Genomic DNA, 16489 nt, shown 5'->3' with positions numbered 1-16489 from the left:
GGGACCAGATGGGGACCACGCGTGCTTTCGACGGGGCGTCTACCGATGCCGGGTGTCGGCCGCATCGGTAGGAGCCTGCGCGGCTACCGATGTACGCGCGCCACCTATTCGCCCAGGCTGTGCACGTATCGCGTCCTCGGTTCGCACCGCCGGAAGGAAGGAAGCGTATGACTCGGGTACAGCAACCGGCACCGACCGAACTCGATCTGTTCCGGATCGGATCGTCTCCACCCCCGCCCCACAGGCTGCTGGCGCAGGTCGACGCGTTCATCGCCGATATGCGGCTCGAGGAACCGGACGTTCTCGGGTTTCCAGGCAATCTGGATTTCGAGTTCTCCCAGCTCGCGGGGCTCCTCGACATCTTCATCGACAACGTCGGCGACCCCACCGGACGCGACAAGTCCGCCGTCGGCGCGAAGGCCATGGAGCGGGCGGCTGGCGAATTCCTTGCCGAGCTCGCCAACGGCGATCGGGCCCAGACTTACGGGTATATCGCCGCGGGCAGCAGCGAGGCCAATCTTTTCGGGCTCGATCGCGGAGCCACGCTACTGCCCGACGCGGCCATCTATTGCGGGCGCTCCGCGCACTATTCGATCCGCAAGAACGCCCGGCTGATGCGCAAACAGCTGGTGGTCGTCGACAGCGAAAGCCAGGGGCGGATGGACCCAGTCGCCTTGGAGCGTGCCTGTCGGCGTCTACGTGGCGCCGGCGCGGTGGTTGTCGCCACCATCGGAACGACCATGACCGGCGCCATCGACGACGTCGACGCGCTCGCCACCGCCGCCTCGGCTGCGGGCACGGTCTACCTCCACGCCGATGCCGCTCTCAGCGGGCTGATCGTTCCATTCACCGAACGGGGGCCCGGCTGGGGATTCGCGCGACGCGAGGTGGGAAACGTCGCGATCAGTATGCACAAGGCGCTGGGTATGCCGGCGGCGTGTGCTGCCGCACTGTGTCGATCCGAACTCGTGGATTCGCGGGTCCACGGCGAGTACATCGGTGCTCCTGATTCCACTCTCGCGTGTTCTCGGAGTGGTCTGGCTGCGGTACTCACCTGGTACGCCTTGGCGGCGAAGGGCCGAAACGGCCTCGCCGAAGCGGCCTGGCGGTCACTCCGGAACGCCGAGTATGCCGCGGGCAAGCTCGCCGCCGCAGGACTGCGGCCGCAGCTGCACCCCGATTCGATCATCGTCGTGTTCGATCGCCCCGCCGAATGGGTGTGCCGCAAGTACCATCTCGCGACCAAAGGCGATCGCGCTCATATTGTCACCGTGCCGCATGTCACCCGCGAGATCATCGACGAGATGTGCGGCGATATCATCAGGACCGCACGATGAGCACCACGAGCGACGCCGACACGGTCACCGTTCTGCGCGAGTGGTTGACCGAATACATCGCCGCCCTCATCCCGAACTCGGCCGGCCAGGGGCGATATGCCCATTCGTCGAACCATCGCTGAAACGTGGTGGTATCGTCTGGCGCGTCGCCGACTGGCCGGCCGGTGCCGACGCTACCGCACTCGAGTGTCTGCTCGACGACGCTCTGACCACCTTCTCCGAACTCGCTGCCACGGAATCGAATCCGGCTCTGCGGGCACTCGTCCTCGCGATTCCCGGTCTGCCACCGGCCGACTAGCATCTGATCGATCTCGTGCACCGCCGGATCAAGAACCGTGCGGTCGCCGCGGGCCTGATGGTTGGCCAGTTTCACTCGGACTGTCTTGCTCCTGCGGTGCACAACACCCGATTTCCGGTGAATCGGGCTCCGGTGCCTTTGTTCGCGGTGCGCGCCATGGCCCTGCACGACATCCTCTTTCTGCAGGATGAACGCGGCTGGGTGCGGGCGTACTAGCAGCGATAAGGTCACCGCTACCGCATGGGCCGCGTTCGCGACCCGAATCTTCTCGCGGCTTACGCCGCCGCGTCTGAGTACGTCACCGGCGCGACGCCGCGCACAGCGATCTGCACGGGACCATCCCCAGAAGATATCGGCGAGTAGCAGCACACGCTGAGCATTCTCGGGGTCGTCCAGCGGGCGGCGCGCCCAGGTGGTCGACGGTGAGTTGGCTGGTAATGCTCCTGGTGTTCGACGGCGAGCAGATTCGCCGATGCGGTCACGGGCGCTCGAAGCGGATCACCGACAACGCCGCGGCCGCCACGCTCGGAGCGTCCACCGGGCCGGACGGGTCGTCCGGGTCGCAGGTGATCCAGTGCTCCAACGCCACGGTCAGAGCGCCGATCAAGGTGTGTGACAGCAACCGGGCTTCCAGGCTCCGCGGAGCCAACCCGGCACGCTCACCGATGACGGGACGCAGTTCTTCGGCGAGATCGTTGGCCGCGACCATCCACCGTGCGCGGATGCCCGGCACCGAGGTGAGCAGGACGAAAAGGTCACGGGTGGGCACGATGTGGGCGTAGCGAACGCCACCACGACCAGCGACTACCTACGTGCCCGCGGGATCTGCGTGATCGGCGCGGATCTGCGCGAGGCCGACATCACCGTCGACCTCACCACCGACGCGGGTCGCACCGATTTCGTCGCCCGCGCACGCGAGATGACCGACGGCCGCCTCGATCGCGCTCAATGCCATCGCTCCCGGCACCATCGTGACGCCGATGATCCAGCCCCTGCTCGACACCGAACAGGGCCGCCGAGCCATCGACGGCGCGGGTCCCCATGCCGCTGCACGGCCGATCCGGCAGGTGCGCGATCGTGCCCGAATCTGCCGAACAGATACCTCGATCGGCGGTCGGCGCACTGCTCGATAGGCGAGCGGGTGAGCGGCCACTCCTGCCCCATGACTTGAAATTGACGCCGGGTTCAATATAGTGGGTGCGGTGGTTCACAGGTCGTGACCGGCAGTCGTTCGACCGCCGCCGACCCCGTCTTTTTCTGTCAGGAGCCAGGATGTCCCTGTTCGACACCTCCGAACGTGCCGAGAAGTACCGGGCGGAACTGCTCGACTTCATGGATGCGCACGTCTACCCGGCCGAGGCCGTGTACGACCAGCAGATGCGTGAGTCCGGTGATCCGCACTTCCATCCGCCGATCATGGAGGAACTCAAGGCCGAGGCTCGGCGGCGTGGGCTGTGGAACCTCTTCCATCCGCATCCGGAGTGGGGCCCGGGACTGACCAACCTGGAGTACGCGCCGCTGGCCGAGATCATGGGCCGCAGCTTCATCGCTCCGGAAGCCTGCAACTGCAACGCTCCCGACACCGGCAATATGGAGGTCTTGACGCTCTTCGGCACCGACGAGCACAAGGAGAAGTACCTGAAGCCGCTGTTGGAGGGCACGATCAGGTCAGCGTTCGCGATGACCGAGCCGCGGGTGGCCAGCTCGGACGCGACCAATGTCGAGTTGTCGATGGTCCGCGACGGCGAGGACTATCTGCTCAACGGGCGGAAGTGGTTCGCCTCCAACGCGATGCACAAGAACTGCAAGGTGCTGATCGTGATGGGCAAGACCGATCCGAACGCGGCCCCGCATCGCCAGCAGTCGATGATGGTGGTGCCGATCGACGCACCCGGCATCACGGTGATGCGCAACCTTCCCGTCTTCGGCTACCAGGACCGCGAAGGCCATGCCGAAATCGATTTCGACAATGTCCGGGTGCCGGCCAAGGATGTGCTGAAGGGGGAGGGCGAGGGCTTCGCGATCAGCCAGGCCCGGCTCGGCCCCGGCCGCATCCACCACTGCATGCGGTCGATCGGGATGGCCGAACGCGCACTGGAATTGATGTGCACCCGGGCACGTTCGCGCAGCACGTTCGGCAAACCGATCAGCGACAACGCCAACATCCAGGACTGGATCGCCGAATCGCGGATCGACATCGAGATGATCCGGCTGCTCACCCTCAAGGCCGCCTACCTGATGGACACCGTTGGCAACAAGGAGGCGCGCACCGAGATCGCGGCGATCAAGGTCGCAGCACCGAATATCGCGTTGAAGGTGGTGGACCGGGCGATTCAGGTGCACGGCGGCGGCGGCGTCACCGACGATTTCCCGCTGGCCATGGCATGGGCGCATCTGCGCACCCTGCGCCTTGCCGACGGTCCGGACGAGGTGCACAAGCGTGCCATCGCCCGCCAGGAACTCGGCAAGTACCGCACCGCCGATCTCGCCGCGAACAACGGACAGCAGGTCAAGGCATGACGGGCATCGATCTGAGCGGGCGCACCGCCGTCATCACCGGCGCCTCGCGCGGCATCGGGCTCGCCGCGGCACAGGCCATCGCGGCCGCCGGCGGCAATGTCGTGCTCACCTCGCGGTCGCAGGAATCGGCGGACGCGGCGGCGGCCGAGGTCGGCGGCAACGCCCTCGGTGTCGCCGCGCACGCCGTCGACGAGGATGCCGCGCGCCGGTGCATCGACCTGACGCTCGAAAAGTTCGGCAGCCTCGACATTCTCGTCAACAACGCGGGCACCAACCCGGCCTACGGCCCGGTGATCGGTCAGGACCACGGCCGGTTCCAGAAGACCTTCGACGTGAACCTGTGGGCGCCGATCCTGTGGACGTCGCTGACCACCCGCGCCTGGATGGGCGAGCACGGCGGCGCGGTCGTCAACACCGCCTCCATCGGCGGCATGGGTTTCGAGGCCAACCTCGGTCTCTACAACGCGAGCAAGGCAGCGCTGATCCATCTCACCAAACAGATGGCGCTGGAACTGTCGCCGCGGATCCGGGTCAACGCGGTCGCGCCCGGCGTGGTGCGCACCAAGCTGGCCGCCGCGCTGTGGCAGGAACACGAGCAGCTGCTCAACGACGCGACGGCGCTGAACCGGATCGGCGAACCCGCCGACATCGGCTCGGCCATCGCCTTCCTGGCCTCCGACGCCGCGAGCTGGGTGACCGGCGAAACCATGGTGATCGACGGTGGACAGCGGCTCGGTGACGCGACCCAGTTCCGTCAGGGCCCGGTCGCGGATGGGTGAGCACCTCGCGGTGGACCCGGACGCGATCGCCGGCTGGCTCGACGCACTCGGCATCGAATCCGATGCCCCGCTACGTTTCACCCGCATCGGGCTCGGCCAATCGAACCTGACCTATCTGCTCACCGACGCCGCCGGGCGACGGTGGGTGCTGCGCCGTCCGCCGCTGGGCCATCTGCTGGCGTCCGCGCATGATGTGGTTCGCGAAGCCCGCATCATCGCGGCCCTGGAAGACACCGCGGTGCCCGCACCGCGCATCCTCGGGGTCTGCACCGATGAGTCGGTGTCGGAGGTGCCGCTGGTGCTGATGGAGTTCGTCGACGGGCTGGTGATCGACACCATGGACGTCGCGCGCTCGCTCACGCCGCAGCGGCGCGGCGAGATCGCCTCGGCATTGCCGCGCACCCTCGCGAAGATCCACGCCGTCGATATCGAGGCCGTCGGGCTCGCCGATCTGGCCTCGCACAAGCCGTACGCGCAGCGTCAGCTCAAGCGCTGGGCCGGGCAGTGGGAACACTCGAAGACCCGGGAGCTTCCCGAACTCGACGACCTCACCCGCAGACTCGTCGCCGCCGTGCCGGAACAGCACGAGATCACCCTGGTGCACGGCGATTTCCACCTGCGCAACGTCATCGCCGACCCCGGAACCGGCGCGCTGAAAGCGGCGCTGGACTGGGAGCTTTCCACGCTCGGCGAACCACTGGCCGATATGGGCAGCCTGCTGGCCTACTGGCCCGAACCCGGCGAAGAGGAACTCGGCGGCGATTTCCCGGCCTCGACCCTGCCGGGCTTCCCGACCCGCGCCGAACTGGCACGGATGTACCTGTCCGAAACCGGGCGCGACCCGGCCGCTCTGCAGTACTGGCACGTGCTCGGCCTGTGGAAGCTGGCGGTGATCGCCGAGGGCGTGATGCGTCGAGCGATGGACGAACCCCAGAACCGGGCCGCGGCGGGCACCCCGACCGTCGAGCGGATCGACGCTGTGGTGCGCAAGGCCACCGAAGTCGCCGACGCCGCCGGACTCTGACCACATCTTCAGGAGAACGATATGACTCAGGAAACCAGGACCGCCATCGTCACCGGCGCCGCGCGCGGCATCGGGGCAGCGGTGGCCGAGCGCCTCGCCGCCGATGGCATGGCGGTGGCGGTGCTCGATCTCGATGCCGCCGCGTGCGCCGGCACCGTCGACGCGATCACCGCGGCCGGTGGTCGCGCGCTCGCGGTCGGCGCGGATGTCGCCGACGAAGCGGCGGTCGCCGCGGCCATCGAGCAGATCACCGAAACGCTCGGCGCACCGACAGTGCTGGTCAACAATGCCGGGATCATCCGCGACAACCTGCTGTTCAAGATGACCGTCGACGACTGGGACGCGGTCATGAACGTGCATTTGCGTGGTGCGTTCCTGATGACGCGTGCGGTGCAGCAGCACATGGTCGAGGCCCGGTTCGGTCGCATCGTCAACCTGTCGAGCACCTCCGCACTCGGCAACCGCGGCCAGGCCAACTATTCGGCGGCCAAGGCGGGCATGCAGGGCCTGACCAAAACCCTCGCCATCGAACTCGGCAAGTTCGGGGTGACCGCCAACGCCATCGCGCCCGGTTTCATCGAAACCGAGATGACCGCCGCGACCGCCGAACGTGTCGGCGTGCCCTTCGACGAGTTCACCAAGGCCATGGCCGCGCAGATCCCGGTGCAGCGCACCGGCAAGCCCGACGACATTGCGCACACCGCGTCGTTCCTGGTCAGTGCCGGTGCAGGGTTCGTTTCCGGGCAGGTCATCTATGTCGCGGGCGGACCGACGGACTGATCCGCGGGCAGAAATCAGGACAACGTTATGACGATCGATAGCGCGATCGCCGCCGATCTCGACGCGCGCATCGCCGAGCTGCTCGCCGCCCACGATCCGGCGACAACCGATACCCGCGAATTCCTCGGCGCCCGTTTCGATGACGGCCTGGCATGGGTGCATTTCCCCGTCGGCGACGGTGGCCTCGACCTGCCGCAGATCTATCAGGCCAGGGTCGATGCCGCGCTCGCCGCCGCGGGCGCACCCGGCCCGGCGGTCGAACACAACGGAATCGGGCTCGGCATGGCCGCGCCGACGATCGCTGCCTTCGGCACACCGGAGCAGCGGCGAAAGTTCTTGCGGCCATTGTTCACCGGCGAACACATTTACTGCCAGCTGTTCAGCGAACCCGGTGCGGGTTCGGATCTGGCGGCGGTGGCCACCCGCGCGGTGCATGACGGCGCGGACTGGGTGGTGGACGGGCAAAAGGTGTGGACCTCCGGTGCGCAGAACGCCCAGATGGCGATTCTCGTCGCGCGCACCGACCCGTCGGTGCCCAAACATGCCGGGCTCACCTATTTCCTGTGCGATATGAGCGATCCCGGCATCGATATCCGGCCGTTGCGCCAGATCACCGGCGAGGCCGAGTTCAACGAGGTCTTCCTGTCCGGCGTGCGCATCCCGGACGAGAACCGGCTGGGCGGGGTGGGGCAGGGCTGGCGGGTCGCCACCACCACGCTCAACAATGAGCGGGTTGCCATCGGCTCGGGGGCGCCGCGGGAAGGCGGCCAGATCGGCAAGGTCGCCGAGGCCTGGCGTGCGCAGCCGCAGCTGCGAGATCCGGCCATGCACGATGAGCTGCTGCGGCTATGGGTGGAGGCCGAAGTGACCCGCCTGACCGGGGAACGGTTGCGCCAGCAGCTGGCCGGCGGGCAGCCGGGGCCTGAGGGTTCGGCGATGAAGCTGGCCTTCGCCCGGCTCGCCCAGCGCGTCTCCGGGTTCGGGATCGAACTACACGGCGAAGCGGGTCTGCGCTATGACGATTGGACGCTGCGCAGGCCCGATCGGGTCGAATTCACCGGCCGCGGACCGGGTTACCGCTACCTGCGCGCGAAGGGCAATTCGATCGAGGGCGGCACCTCGGAGATCCTGCGCAACGTCATCGCCGAGCGGGTGCTCGGCCTGCCACCGGAACATCGCGTCGACAAGACCGCCGCCTGGAAGGACCTGGCCCGTTGAGCACCGCGGACCTGCTGTATTCCGATACCGAGGAAGCGTTGCGCGACAGTGTGCGACGGCTCCTCGCCGATCGCTGCCCACCCGAGGCCGTGCTGGGCGTCTACGACGGCGACGCCCAGGATTTCCCCCAGGTGTGGAAGACGCTCGCCGTCGATCTCGGCGTCGCGGGCCTGCTGGTGCCCGAGGAGCTCGGCGGTGCGGGCGCGACCACCCGCGAGGCAGCGGTGGTGCTCGAAGAGATCGGTCGCGCTGTCGCTCCGGTCCCGTTCCTCACCAGCGCGGTGGTGGCGACGATCGCACTGCTGCGGGCCGGTGACACCGAGGTGGTGCGCGAGCTGGCTGCGGGCAATCGCACAGCCGCCCTTGTCGTTCCGCTGTCGATCGCTCCGGGCGACCCGGCCACCGGGGTACTGGCCGCCGACGGTGCGTTGACGGGCACCGTCACCAGCGTCGCGGGTGCGCTGGAGGCCGATCTGCTCGTCGTCGCCGCGAGTGGGCCGCACGGTCTGGAACTGCATGTGGTCGACCGGCAGGCCCGCGGTCTCACGGTGACGCCGGTGCTCGCCCTCGATATGACCCGGCCGCTGGCCGACGTCTCGTTCGGCGCCACACCGTCGACCCGGGTGAGCAGCGACGCCGCGGGCGCGGTCGCCGAAGCCCTGCGCTGTGGTACCGCGCTGCTGGCCTCCGAGCAGTACGGTGTGGCGAGCTGGTGCTTCGACACCACGCTCGCCTACGTCAAGGACCGCAAGCAATTCGGCCGCACCATCGGCTCGTACCAGGCGATCAAGCATCGCCTCGCCGAATTGTGGCTGGCACTGGGGTCGGCGGCGTCGGCGGCCCGCTATGCCGCCGACACCTACGCCCGCGGTGACGACGACGCCGAGATCGCCGCCGCGCTCGCCCAGTCCTACTGCGGCGACGTGGCCGTGCAGGCCGCAGAGGAATGCCTGCAACTACACGGCGGCATCGGCATGACCTGGGAATATCCCGCGCATCTGTATCTGAAGCGCGCCAAGAGTTCGCAATTGGCGTTCGGCACCGGCTGCCGGCATCGGGCCCGGCTCGCCGAACTCATCGATCTGCCGGTGGCGGCGGATCCGGCTACGACCACGAGGAGCTGACGGTGAAAGCATGGCGAGTGAACGAACTCGGCGAACCGCGCGAGGTGCTGCGGCTCGAGGAGATCGCCGACCCCGAACCCGGACCGGGACAGCTGTTGGTGCGCGTGCTGGCCGCGCCGGCCAATTTTCCGGATGTGCTGCTGTGCCGCGGCAAATACCAGATCACCCCACCGCTTCCATTCACCCCGGGGGTCGAGCTGTGCGGCGAGATCATGGCAGTCGGTGACGGTGTCACCCGGTTCGCGGTCGGCGATCGCGTGATCGGCAATCCGAACCTGCCCGGCGGCGCGTTCGCCGACATGACTGTTGTCGATGAAGCCAACGCCTTCGCCGCGCCCGCCGCGCTCGATGACGCGGAGGCCTCCGCTCTGAGTATCGGCTATCAGACCAGCTGGTTCGCCCTGCACCGGCGCACCACTCTTCGACCAGGGGAGACGCTGCTGGTGCACGCCGCCGCGGGCGGTGTCGGCAGCGCGGCGGTGCAACTCGGCAAAGCCGCTGGCGCCACCGTGATCGGCGTCGTCGGCGGTGCGGACAAGACCGAATACTGCCGGGCGCTGGGCGCCGACCTGGTGATCGACCGGCAGCGCGAGGACTTCTTGCCGATCGTCAAGGAGTTCACCGGCGGACGTGGCGTCGACGTCGTCTACGACCCGGTGGGCGGCGACGCCTACGCCAAATCCACCAAATGCATCGCCTTCGAAGGCCGCATCCTGGTCATCGGGTTCGCCGGCGGCACTATCCCGCAGCCGGCACTCAACCACGCGCTGATCAAGAACTATTCGATCATCGGATTGCACTGGGGCCTGTACAAGCAGTACAACAACCAGGCCATCCAGGACTGCCACGACGAGCTCACCCGGCTCGCCGCCGCCGGCGCGATCAAGCCGCTGGTCAGTGAGCGGCTGGCACTCACCGACGTCGCCGACGGGCTCGGCCGCCTCGGGGAGGGCAGCACCGCCGGGCGAATCGTGTTCCAGCCATGACCGGCACCGCGCCCGACCCCGCGAGGCGATCCTGGTCGATTTCGGCGGCGTCATGACCACAAGCGTGCTCGACGGGTTCCGCGAATTCGGCGCCTCGCTCGGGCACCCGGATCTGCCGATCACCCTGCTCAGCACGGATGACATCGCGCGTACGCTGCTGGCCGACCACGAATCCGGTCGCATCGACGCCGATGCCTTCGACGCCGGATTCGCCGAACGGCTGCGCGCGCACGGCGCCGAGGTGGAGGCGGACGGGTTGAGCGCCCGCATGCAGAGCGGTCTGCGCCGTGACGAGGACAGTATCGAACTGATCCGCGAACTTCGCGGTGCGGGTATTCCCGTCGCGCTGGTATCGAATGCGTTCGGCCGGGACTGTTACGCGGGATTCGATCTGGCCGAACTCGCCGACGTCGTTGTGATCTCCTCGGAGGTCGGGATACGGAAGCCGTCACGTCGGATCTATCAGATCGCCTGTGATCGGCTGGGTATTCAGCCGCCGCAGGCGGTGATGGTCGACGATCTGCGGCACAACCTCGACGGTGCTGCCAGGCTCGGCATTGCCGGAGTACTGCATACCGCCGCTGCCGATACCCGCCGGCTATTGGCCGAACGGCACGGCATCGGCATCTGACATCGTGCGGCGCGGGCCCTCCGAGCGGCCGTCGAGCCGTTCGGCGGGCCCGTCGCCGCTGTCGTACTCAGCGATTTGCGACGATGGTGTGGTGTCGCACTCTGTGAATACGCGAGCCGGTAAACAAGCACCGGCATTGACCCCACGGGGAGAGCGGACCCGCACGAAACTGATCGATGCCGCCGAGCTCGTTTTCGCACGCCTCGGATTCCTCGAGACCAGGGTGGCCGACATCGTCGCCGAAGCCGGAGTAGCGCACGGCACGTTCTATGTGTATTTCGACTCCAAAGAAGCGATCTTCCACGCAGTCGTGCTGAACCTGATCACCGATATGCGCGACAAGGTGCGCGCACGGATGGGCACCCAGCCCGCGACCGCGGTCGAAGCCATCGAATCGGCGGTGCGCGCTTACGTTCTGGCCTTTCGGGAGCATCAGCGCCTGATGCTGATGTGGGGTGAGGTCGCCGGCATGAACCCTGACATCGGCGAGCTGGCACAGACCGAGATCGAGCTGTTCATCGATCGCGCGGAATCCATGATCACCCGGCTGCAAGCCGATCGCCTCGCCGCCCGCGATATCGACGCCCGCTATGCCGCGACGGCCCTGTGCGGGATGGTGCGCGAATTCTGCATCCAGCAGGCGAAAGCCGGCACCGATATCGACGCCGACGCGGCCGCGGACACCCTGTCGACCCTGTGGGTGCGTGGCATCGGGGTGGTCCACGGCGCTCCGCCGGTCTGAGCCGAGGATTTACCGCCGCAGCGCGTCGCGGTCGATGGCGCGCTTGAGAATCTTGCCGGTGGCCCCTTTGGGCAGCGCGTCGGTGAAATCGATGATGCGCGGAATCTTGTAGGCCGACAGTCGTTCTCGGCTCCACCGCGATACCGCCTCGGCATCCAATGATGAATCCGGCGCGGTGACGATGACCGCAGCGACCTCCTCGCCGTAATGGTCGTCGGGCACACCGACCACAGCCGCCTCGACGATCTCGGGATGCTCGTAGAGCACCTCCTCGACCTCGCCCGGATAGACGTTGTAGCCGCCCCGGATGATCAGATCCTTGACCCGGTCGACGATGCGCAGATCGCCATCGGCGTCGAATTCACCCAGGTCGCCGGTGCGGAACCAGCCGTCGGGGGACAGCACCTCGGCCGTGGCCTCCGGCCTGCGCCAGTAGCCCTTCATGACCGTCTCGCCCTGCACGAACACCTCACCCACCTGACCGGGCGGGCACGGCCTCGAATCGTGGTCGCGGACGTCGACCCGGGTGCGGGGGACCGCGCGTCCGGTGTAGCCGATCTTGGCGCCGCGATCGAGATCGTTGAAGGTGCCGAATCCGGTGGTCTCGGTGAGCCCGTAGCCTTCGAGGATGGTGCAGCCGAACGTCTTCTGGAACTCGCGGGCGATGTCACCGGGCAGCGACGCACCGCCGGAGATGGCCACCCGCAGTTGCTCGAAATCGGCCGGATCGGCGGCATCGGCCGCCCGCAGCATGGCATTCCACATGGTGGGTACGCCCGCCATGATGGTCAGCCGGTCGCGGCGCAGCAGTTCGAGCATGGCGACGGGGTCGAAGCGGGCCAGCAGTGACAGTGATCCGCCGCTGGTGAAACACGACATCATGACCGCGGCCTGGCCGAAGACGTGGAACAGCGGCAGGCCGGTCCCGGTGCGGTCGGCGGCGGTGCCGCGGCTGCACGCCGCGCCGATCTCACCGCCTGCGAGCAGGTTGCCGACCGTCAGCTGAGCGCCCTTCGGGCGGCCGGTGGTGCCAGAGGTGTAGAGGATGGCGGCGGTGTCGGTGCGGTCGCGGTCGACGCAGGCCGCGGGTTCGGCGGCGGTTTGCGCGCCCGGCGGGAGCGACCAGAACGGTGTGCGGGTGTGCTGCGCGGCGTCGGCGACGCCGGGCCCGAGCTCGTGCCAGGCGATGGCGAGCGCGCAGCCGGCGTCGGTGAGGAAGTACTCGACCTCGGCGCGCGTCGACATGGTGTTCACCGGTACGGCCACGCAGCCCGCGGCCTGAATTCCCAAGTAGGCCACCACGAACTCGGGGACCGACGGCGCGGCCAGCAAGACCCGGTCGCCAGGAGACAGACCTGCGGCGGCGAGCGCTCCGGCATAGCGAGAGGCGAGCCGGTGCAGCTGGCGATAGGTCCATTCGCCGCGTTCGGATCGCAGCGCGACGCTGTCGGGCGCGGTCTCGGCATGGGTGCGGACGGGATCGAAGACGTTGGCCATGGAGGGTCCTTCGACGGCAACGGTGAGCGAGAGCACGCCGAGCGTAACTGAAGATGACGTCATGTTTATTCGATTGGCGAGAATCCGTCCGTCTCACCTCTGTCGGATCGGAAAATAGGCTCTGAGCTCGATGGATGTCGAAGCCGATGGCGGAGCGGTGTCGCGCCACAGGGGAGTTCTGGGTTCGTTCGCCTCGCGAAGTGTGATTGACATTACTCCGGGCCTACCCCACACTGGTGCCACCAATTTGAACTTGGTGTCAACTTCTATTCCCGTCAGGTCGATGACCGGGCGATCCGGCCCGAGGAGTACACGCATGACCGCACCCCCAGTGGAACCAGCAGGCCCGGCCGCGGATGCGGCCCACGACGATGGGCAACGCAGGCGCGCCCACCGCAAACTCCTCGCCGCCGGTCTCATCGGCAGCTCCATCGAGTGGTACGACTTCTTCCTCTACGGAACCGCTGCCGCGCTGGTCTTTCCGGCGGTGTTCTTCCCCGACAGTTCCGCGCTGATGGGCACCCTGCTCTCGTTCAGCACGTTCTGGGCGGGCTTCGTGGCCCGCCCGCTCGGTGGTGTGCTCGCCGGGCATTTCGGTGACAAATACGGCCGCAAGCCGGCGGTGGTGACCTGTCTGCTGGGCATGGGCCTGGCCACCTTCCTCATCGGCTGCCTGCCCGGAGCGCACGCGATCGGTGTCGCCGCGCCGATCCTGCTGGTCACGCTGCGGTTCCTGCAGGGCATGGCCTGCGGCGGTCAGTGGGGCGGAATCGTGCTGCTACTGACCGAATCCGCGAGCCCGAAGCGGCGCGGGTTCGCCGGCACCTTCGGTCAAATGGGTGTGCCGCTCGGAGTGATCCTCGGCAACCTGGTGTTCCTCATCGCCGCGAAGACCATCTCCGAGGATGCCTTCCTGAGCTGGGGTTGGCGGGTGCCGTTCTTCTGTAGCGCGCTGCTGTTTCCGGTCGTGCTGTATATCCAGACCAAGGTCGAGGACACCCCCGAATTCCGTGACCTGCACAAGGAAGTCGCCGACAAGCGCAGCGCCGCGGTCGCTCAGGCGCCGCTGGCGGAGGCGATCCGGCTGCACTGGCGCAAGATCCTGCTCGGCTGCGGACTACTTGCCGCCACCAACACCGCCTTCTATATTAGCATCGCGGGTGTGCTCAGCTACGGGACCCAAGAACTCGGCATGAAGCACAACGACATCCTGGCCATCTCGCTGGTGGTCTCGCTGCTCGGCGGCGGCGTCATCCTGTGGTCGGGTGCGGCCTCGGACCGGGTCGGGCGCAGGCCGCTGATCCTGATCGGCGGTATCGGGCTGGCGGTCTGGGCGTTCCCCTACTTCTGGCTGGTCGACACCGCGAAGCTGCCGATGTTCTTCATCGCCCTCGCCGTCGGCACCGTCTTCCAATCCATGACCTACGGTCCGCTGGCGGCGTTCATGGGCGAGCTGTTCGAGCCGCGACTGCGGTACTCGGGCGCCTCGCTTGCCTACCAGCTGGCCGCGATCACCGTCAGCGGCGGTACCCCGTTCATCATGACGGCACTGATCGCGAATACCGGTAGCACTGTGCTGGTTTCGGTGTATCTGGCGGCGATGGGACTGGTGACCGTCTTCAGCGCATGGGTCTTGCAGGAGACCAATAGCGCCGCCGTCCGTGCCGACCCGCAAGCCGTGCCCGGCGAACAGCTCTACCGCTGACCGGCCCGCCCCGGCGCATTCGATCGGATGAGAAAAAGAGAGGACCCCCACCGGTAATGAGACAAGCAGTGATCGTGTCGACGGCGAGAACGCCGATCGGCAAGGCCTATCGGGGCGCGTTCAGCGACACCCAGGGGCAGGAACTGGCCGCCCACGCCATCGAACACGCGGTGCACCGCGCCGGGATCGAGGGCGCGGAGATCGACGACGTGGTATTGGGTTGCGCCCTGCAGCAGGGCTCGACCGGTAACAACGTCGCCCGTCAGGCGGCACTGCGGGCGGGGCTGCCCGACAGCGTCTCCGGCATGACCATCGACCGGCAGTGCTCCTCGGGCCTGATGGCGATTGCCACCGCGGCCAAGCAGATCATCGCCGACGGCATGCGGATCACCGTCGGTGGCGGCGTGGAATCGATCTCGCTGGTGCAGAACGATCACGCCAACACCTATCGCACCACTGATCCGTGGCTGCAAGAGCAGGTGCCATCGATCTATATGCCGATGCTGCATACCGCGGAGATCGTCGCCGAACGCTACGGTGTGAGCCGCGAGCGGCAGGACGAGTTCGCCCTGCTGTCTCAGCAGCGCACCGCCGCGGCCCAGCAGGCGGGTCGTTTCGACGCCGAGATCGTCGCGCTGCCCTCGGTGCTGCGCGCCGTCGATCCGTCGACCGGCGAGGTCGTCGAACAGCACCTCACGCTCACCCACGACGAGGGCAACCGTCCCGGTACGACCCTCGACAAGCTGGCCGGTCTCGCCCCGGTGCTGCCGGACGGGCGGATCACCCGGGTCTCGACCGTCACCGCGGGCAACGCATCCCAGCTCTCCGACGGGGCGTCGGCATCGGTACTGATGGAGGCGAGGGAAGCCGAACGGCGCGGCCTGACCCCGCTCGGGATCTATCGCGGCATGGCGGTGGCGGGCTGCGCGCCCGACGAGATGGGCATCGGCCCGGTCTTCGCGATCCCGAAACTGCTCGACGCGCACGGCCTGAGCGTTGACGACATCGGATTATGGGAGCTCAACGAGGCGTTCGCCTCGCAAGCCGTCTACTGCCGCGACAAGCTCGGAATCGATCCGGAGGTGTTCAACGTCAACGGTGGCGGCATCTCCATCGGACATCCGTATGGAATGACCGGTGCGCGGCTGGTCGGGCATGCCCTGATCGAAGGTCGCCGGCGTGGGGTGCGATATGTCGTGATCACCATGTGCGTCGGCGGTGGGATGGGTGCGGCGGGGCTTTTCGACCTGGCCTGACCCCGACGTGCGCCGGAAATCCACCGAACGCGCATATCCCTGAAATTAGAACTGATGTCAATATTGAAATACCAGGAGAGACAATGGTCGACACGAACACCCTTCCGGTCCGTCCCCGGAGTTATGCCGAACTCACCGAACTCATCGGCCACGAACTCGGCCCGACCGAATGGCATGAGGTGACCCAGGGCCGGGTCGATGCCTTCGCCGACGTCACCGGCGATCACCAATGGATCCACGTCGATCCCGAGCGCGCCGCGGCGAGCCCGCTCGGCGGCACCATCGCGCACGGGCTCTACAGCCTGTCGCTTGGACCCGCGCTGTCCTACACGCTGCTCGCCTTCGATGGGTTCACCCACAGCCTGAACTACGGCTACAACAAGGTGCGCTTCCCCGCCCCGGTACCGGTGGGATCGCGAATTCGTATGCGCGCCACCATCGTTTCCGCAGAAGAGGTGGCGGGCGGGATCCAGATCGTCATGCGCCAGGTGGTGGAACGCGAGGGCAGTGACAAGCCGGTGGTCGTCGCGGAATCCGTGGCCCGGGTCGTCGAGTAGCAATCCATCCGAGCAGAATTCGAACCGAAAGAAGA

Annotated in this window: 18 protein-coding genes; 15 read left to right on the top strand and 3 right to left on the bottom strand. The window is 67.3% G+C overall.

What is annotated here, in order from left to right; genetic code table 11:
* The first annotated feature begins 167 nt into the window (after window positions 1-167).
* The 3 genes from AC5W7N_RS27465 to AC5W7N_RS27455 are packed head-to-tail and all read left to right on the top strand — an operon-like array spanning window position 168 to window position 1851.
* A complete protein-coding gene (locus AC5W7N_RS27465) occupies window positions 168-1337 on the top strand; it encodes an aminotransferase class I/II-fold pyridoxal phosphate-dependent enzyme (protein WP_495922597.1) in 1170 nt (389 codons plus the stop codon).
* A complete protein-coding gene (locus AC5W7N_RS27460; protein ID WP_495922596.1) occupies window positions 1279-1635 on the top strand; it encodes a DUF6875 domain-containing protein in 357 nt (118 codons plus the stop codon). Before AC5W7N_RS27465 ends, AC5W7N_RS27460 begins: the two co-directional genes overlap by 59 nt.
* Before the next feature lie 15 nt (window positions 1636-1650).
* The gene (locus AC5W7N_RS27455; protein ID WP_495922595.1) at window positions 1651-1851 is read left to right on the top strand and encodes a DUF6875 domain-containing protein; all 201 of its coding nucleotides are present in this window, start codon (window positions 1651-1653) and stop codon (window positions 1849-1851) included.
* A gap of 262 nt (window positions 1852-2113) precedes the next feature.
* Here the strand turns inward: AC5W7N_RS27455 and AC5W7N_RS27450 are convergent, their stop codons facing one another.
* A complete protein-coding gene (locus AC5W7N_RS27450) occupies window positions 2114-2404 on the bottom strand; it encodes an acyl-CoA-like ligand-binding transcription factor (protein WP_495922594.1) in 291 nt (96 codons plus the stop codon).
* Between the two features lie 39 nt (window positions 2405-2443).
* The gene (locus AC5W7N_RS27445) at window positions 2444-2590 is read right to left on the bottom strand and encodes a hypothetical protein (protein WP_495922593.1); all 147 of its coding nucleotides are present in this window, start codon (window positions 2588-2590) and stop codon (window positions 2444-2446) included.
* Window positions 2591-2907: 317 nt separating this feature from the next.
* On the opposite strand from AC5W7N_RS27445, the gene AC5W7N_RS27440 reads away from it, so the two are divergent.
* The 9 genes from AC5W7N_RS27440 (at window position 2908) to AC5W7N_RS27400 (ending at window position 11439) form a co-directional block, all read left to right on the top strand.
* On the top strand, window positions 2908-4155 hold the full coding sequence (locus AC5W7N_RS27440; RefSeq protein ID WP_495922592.1) for an acyl-CoA dehydrogenase family protein: 1248 nt from the start codon (window positions 2908-2910) through the stop codon (window positions 4153-4155).
* Window positions 4152-4934: an SDR family oxidoreductase gene (locus tag AC5W7N_RS27435; protein ID WP_495922591.1), complete on the top strand. Its 783-nt coding sequence runs from the start codon at window positions 4152-4154 to the stop codon at window positions 4932-4934. The genes AC5W7N_RS27440 and AC5W7N_RS27435 overlap by 4 nt, the downstream gene beginning before the upstream one ends.
* Window positions 4927-5958 carry a phosphotransferase family protein gene (locus AC5W7N_RS27430; protein ID WP_163812741.1) on the top strand — a complete coding sequence of 344 codons (1032 nt, stop codon included), beginning with the start codon at window positions 4927-4929 and terminating at the stop codon, window positions 5956-5958. The genes AC5W7N_RS27435 and AC5W7N_RS27430 overlap by 8 nt, the downstream gene beginning before the upstream one ends.
* A 21-nt stretch (window positions 5959-5979) precedes the next feature.
* Complete coding sequence (gene fabG / locus AC5W7N_RS27425; protein WP_495922589.1) at window positions 5980-6738, top strand: 3-oxoacyl-ACP reductase FabG; 759 nt, start codon at window positions 5980-5982, stop codon at window positions 6736-6738.
* Window positions 6739-6765: 27 nt separating this feature from the next.
* The gene (locus AC5W7N_RS27420) at window positions 6766-7956 is read left to right on the top strand and encodes an acyl-CoA dehydrogenase family protein (RefSeq protein ID WP_495922588.1); all 1191 of its coding nucleotides are present in this window, start codon (window positions 6766-6768) and stop codon (window positions 7954-7956) included.
* Window positions 7953-9080 (top strand): acyl-CoA dehydrogenase family protein, encoded by a 1128-nt coding sequence (locus tag AC5W7N_RS27415; protein ID WP_495922587.1) that lies wholly within the window; start codon window positions 7953-7955, stop codon window positions 9078-9080. The genes AC5W7N_RS27420 and AC5W7N_RS27415 overlap by 4 nt, the downstream gene beginning before the upstream one ends.
* A gap of 2 nt (window positions 9081-9082) precedes the next feature.
* Window positions 9083-10066 carry an NADPH:quinone oxidoreductase family protein gene (locus AC5W7N_RS27410; RefSeq protein ID WP_495922586.1) on the top strand — a complete coding sequence of 328 codons (984 nt, stop codon included), beginning with the start codon at window positions 9083-9085 and terminating at the stop codon, window positions 10064-10066.
* 52 nt (window positions 10067-10118) lie between these two features.
* Complete coding sequence (locus AC5W7N_RS27405; RefSeq protein ID WP_495922585.1) at window positions 10119-10697, top strand: HAD family hydrolase; 579 nt, start codon at window positions 10119-10121, stop codon at window positions 10695-10697.
* A gap of 91 nt (window positions 10698-10788) precedes the next feature.
* Window positions 10789-11439: a TetR/AcrR family transcriptional regulator gene (locus tag AC5W7N_RS27400; RefSeq protein ID WP_195021651.1), complete on the top strand. Its 651-nt coding sequence runs from the start codon at window positions 10789-10791 to the stop codon at window positions 11437-11439.
* Window positions 11440-11448: 9 nt separating this feature from the next.
* On the opposite strand, the gene AC5W7N_RS27395 is transcribed toward AC5W7N_RS27400, so the two are convergent.
* Window positions 11449-12936: a class I adenylate-forming enzyme family protein gene (locus AC5W7N_RS27395; protein ID WP_495924214.1), complete on the bottom strand. Its 1488-nt coding sequence runs from the start codon at window positions 12934-12936 to the stop codon at window positions 11449-11451.
* Window positions 12937-13252: 316 nt separating this feature from the next.
* Between AC5W7N_RS27395 and AC5W7N_RS27390 the strand changes: the two genes are divergently transcribed.
* The 3 genes from AC5W7N_RS27390 (at window position 13253) to AC5W7N_RS27380 (ending at window position 16454) form a co-directional block, all read left to right on the top strand.
* On the top strand, window positions 13253-14641 hold the full coding sequence (locus AC5W7N_RS27390) for an MFS transporter (RefSeq protein ID WP_495922584.1): 1389 nt from the start codon (window positions 13253-13255) through the stop codon (window positions 14639-14641).
* 56 nt (window positions 14642-14697) lie between these two features.
* The gene (locus AC5W7N_RS27385) at window positions 14698-15897 is read left to right on the top strand and encodes an acetyl-CoA C-acyltransferase (protein ID WP_195007387.1); all 1200 of its coding nucleotides are present in this window, start codon (window positions 14698-14700) and stop codon (window positions 15895-15897) included.
* 83 nt (window positions 15898-15980) lie between these two features.
* A complete protein-coding gene (locus tag AC5W7N_RS27380; protein WP_495922582.1) occupies window positions 15981-16454 on the top strand; it encodes a MaoC family dehydratase in 474 nt (157 codons plus the stop codon).
* Window positions 16455-16489 lie beyond the last annotated feature (35 nt).

Source organism: Nocardia sp. CDC519 (assembly GCF_059509835.1).
The sequence above is the reverse complement of the archived record's forward strand: the minus strand, read 5'-3'. Positions and strand labels throughout refer to the sequence as shown.